This window comes from Nocardioides sp. (assembly GCF_034670285.1).
In the GTDB taxonomy this organism is placed as follows: domain Bacteria; phylum Actinomycetota; class Actinomycetes; order Propionibacteriales; family Nocardioidaceae; genus Nocardioides.
Map to the genome: position 1 here is coordinate 1 of NZ_JAXMNS010000434.1, position 3,079 is coordinate 3,079.

Consider the following 3,079-nt stretch of genomic DNA (forward strand, 5'->3'; position numbering starts at 1 on the left):
CGTGCCCGTGCCATCGACGGCTACGACGAAGTCGCCACCGAAGACGGGCAGGTCGGCCAGGGTGCGCTTGTAGGTGACGTAGAAGGTGCCCTTGGTGCCGGGGACGACGGCCGCGCGACGGATGGTGTCGTCGCCGCTCCGACGGCTCGCGGGGCGGTCCGCGAGGAAGGCGTTGGCGGCCTCGACGGCGTCCTTCTTGCCCGCCTCCTGCTCGACCGGTCGGCCGCGGTCGCTCGCCATGCCCTGCTGACCTTGGGCCGACGAGGACGAGGGGGCAGTGCCGAGGGCGAGGGCGCCGGACAGCGCGGTGGCCAGGGCCGCCCCGAGCAGGTTTCTGGATCTCATGGGATCTCCTGAGTGTTCCGAGTGGGATGAGGGGTCACGGGCCCCCAGCCGGCCGGGTGGGGCCAGCAGGACGCCGTCCTTGGAACCTAGGCACCCTCGCGCCCCGTGGTTAGGGGGGAATCCCTTGACTCCCCGCACAGTGCCGCCTGTCGGCGCCGACTCGACGTGAAGCCGTGACGTGGGCGTGGGTCAGTCCGGGTCAGCCTGCGTCAGCCTGGGTCAGCCTGGGTGAGGGTGGGGGCGAGCAGAGCGGCGAGGCGCGTTCGGGAGCCGACGTCGAGCTTGCGATAGACACGGGTGAGGGTGGCCTCGACGGTCTTGACCGAGACGAAGGTCCGTTCGGCGATCTCGCGGTTGCTCGCCCCCGAGGCAACCGCACGGGCGACTCGCGCCTCCGACTCGGTGAGTGGAGCGAGGAGCGAGGCTGCCTGGAGGGACACACCCCCCGGACCCGAGGCGACCGGGTGGCCGTCCGGCCCGCGAGTCGGAGACAGCTCGGCCTGCACCTGGGCGACCCAGGCCGTGGCGCCGAGCGAGGCGAACAACGCGTGCGCCTCCTGCAGGGTCGCCCTGGACGCCGCAGCGCGGCGCCGCCGGCGCTCGAGGTGGGCCCGGGTGATGAGGGTGCGGCCCTGCTCGACCCGCAGGCCCAGGTCGGCGGCGATCTTGCTCGAGCGTTCCAACAGCTGTTCGGCGGCGTCGAGGTCACCGCGGGCCAGAGCGAGCTCGGCCTCAGCACGGTCGAGGGCAGCGATCACGCCCGACGTCCCGCCGTGAGCAGCGCGACGATCGACGGCGTACCGCGAGTCGACGAGCAGGTCGGCGGCCTCCCTCAGACGCCCGAGCGCCACCAGCGCCGTGACGAGGTCGGCGTGCCAGCGATTGACCGTGGGGTCCCCGAAGCCACCGTCCTGCTCGATCACGCGAACCCGCTCGAGCGCGCTCACCGCCCCGCGGGCATCGCCCGTTCGCAGCAGTGCGTGCCCGAGCACGATCAGGTGACGCTGGAGGTAGCGGATGTCACCGGCGGCCCCCGCCACCTCCGCCCCGCGCAGGGCGAGCGTCCGGGCACGGGCCAGGTCGCCCACCAGCAGCTCGGCCTGCGCGCTGATGAACCACGCAGCGTGAGCGTCGATGTCGAACTCCGCCCCGACGGCCGCGGCCCGGGCGGCGTACGTGACCGCCTCGGCGCACCGTCCGGTGCGCGCGGCCACCTCGACCAGGCAGCGCAACACGTGGACATGGTCCATCCCGGCGCCGCGCTCGACCCGGCCGAGCATGGACAGGAAGGCCGTGCGTGCCTCCTCGAGCCGGTCGTCGTAGAACGCGAACCGGGCCGCCATGTAGCCGGGCGAGATGTGCAAGAAGCCGGTGGGCGTGGGCCCGGCGAGGCGCACCGCCCGGTCGAGGTACGCCGCGTGCTCCAGCCCGAGCCAGCGGCGCGACGCCACCAGGGTCGTCAGGGCGAGGGCGAGTGGCGCCTCTCCGGCCTCCGGGTCGAGCGCGGCTCGTCGCTCCAACAGCTCGACCGCACGCTCGGCAGCCTCGCTGGACGCCGCCGGCCGTGATTCCATCAGGGCGATCCGCGCGCGCTGGAGCAGGACCTGGGCGACCAGGTGGTCGTCGTCGCCCGCATCGTCCAGCGCCGCGGCGAGGACCTCGTCGAGAAGGGCGACGCCGTTGCCGGGCAGCTCCGGGATGGCCAGCCGCAACCGCACGCGGTGGCTCGGGCCGGGCCGGAGGTCGTCGAAGGCGTACGCCATCGCGCGCCGGACCAGCTCGACGTGATTGCCGGGCGCTGCGGTCTCCACGGCCTTCACCACCCACTCCAGGCGTTCATCGGTCAAGGACGACGGCGCTCGATCGACAGCAAGGAGGTAGAGCTCGGCACTGAGGTCGCGGCTACCTGGCCCGGCGACGTCGTCGGCCGCCGCAGCGAGAGCGTGGGCGAGCTCGGCGCAGGGTCGCGGGTCGCTGAGCGCGACGTGCCGCAGTCTCTCTGCCTCTGAGCCAGCCGACTCGGCGAGCTCGCGGTGCAGCTGAGCGCGGACCTCCGCGGGCACGAGATCAGTCACGACCCGACGCAGGACCGACGGTGTGAAGCGAAGCGCCCCGTCCGCGCAACCTGACTCCGCCGTCGTGTCGCCCGCAGCCAGCAGGCCGGCTCGTACGGCCCGCCGCGCCTCGTCAGCTGCGGCGAGGCGGCCGCTCCGCTCGAGCTGACGCACGGTGGGACGGTGCAGCAGCGCCGCGCTCGTCAACGCCTCGCGGGCAGGTCGGGGCAGCGCGCGGACCCGCTCGCCCAGGACATGGACGATGCTCGACGGCACCGGGGTGGGTGATCCCAGCACGGCTGGTCGTTGTCCGATCGCGCCGGCCATGGCGAGGGCTGCCGACGGGAGCCCTCCCGACTCGACGCTGATCCGCTGGGCGATGTCGGGGGTCAGTCCGAGGTCGCAGAGCAGGTCGACCAGATCCCCGGTCGCGAGCGCCTCGACGTCGAGGTGGTGGAGTCCACTGACGTCGACTCGGGCGCCCGCCTCGTCACCCGGGCCCTCCCCTGCCGTGTCGCCGAGCGTCGCGACGACCAGGAGGCGCCCCGTCAGGCGTCGACGGGCGTAACCGATCACCGCCGAGGACTCGACGTCGATCCACTGGACGTCGTCGATCAGCAGGACCACGCGTTCCTGGGCCGCCCAGTCACCCAGGAGCCGGTGCATCGCGGAGGCCAGGC

General features: G+C 73.4%; 1 protein-coding gene and 1 pseudogene. Both read right to left on the reverse strand.

Annotation, left to right across the window (positions count from 1 at the left end):
• A pseudogene (locus VOI19_RS17195) lies at positions 1–345 on the reverse strand (hypothetical protein); the annotation flags it as partial.
• Positions 346–554: 209 nt separating this feature from the next.
• The coding region (locus VOI19_RS17200; RefSeq protein WP_323794176.1) for a helix-turn-helix transcriptional regulator at positions 555–3,079 on the reverse strand (2,525 nt) is incomplete at its 5' end.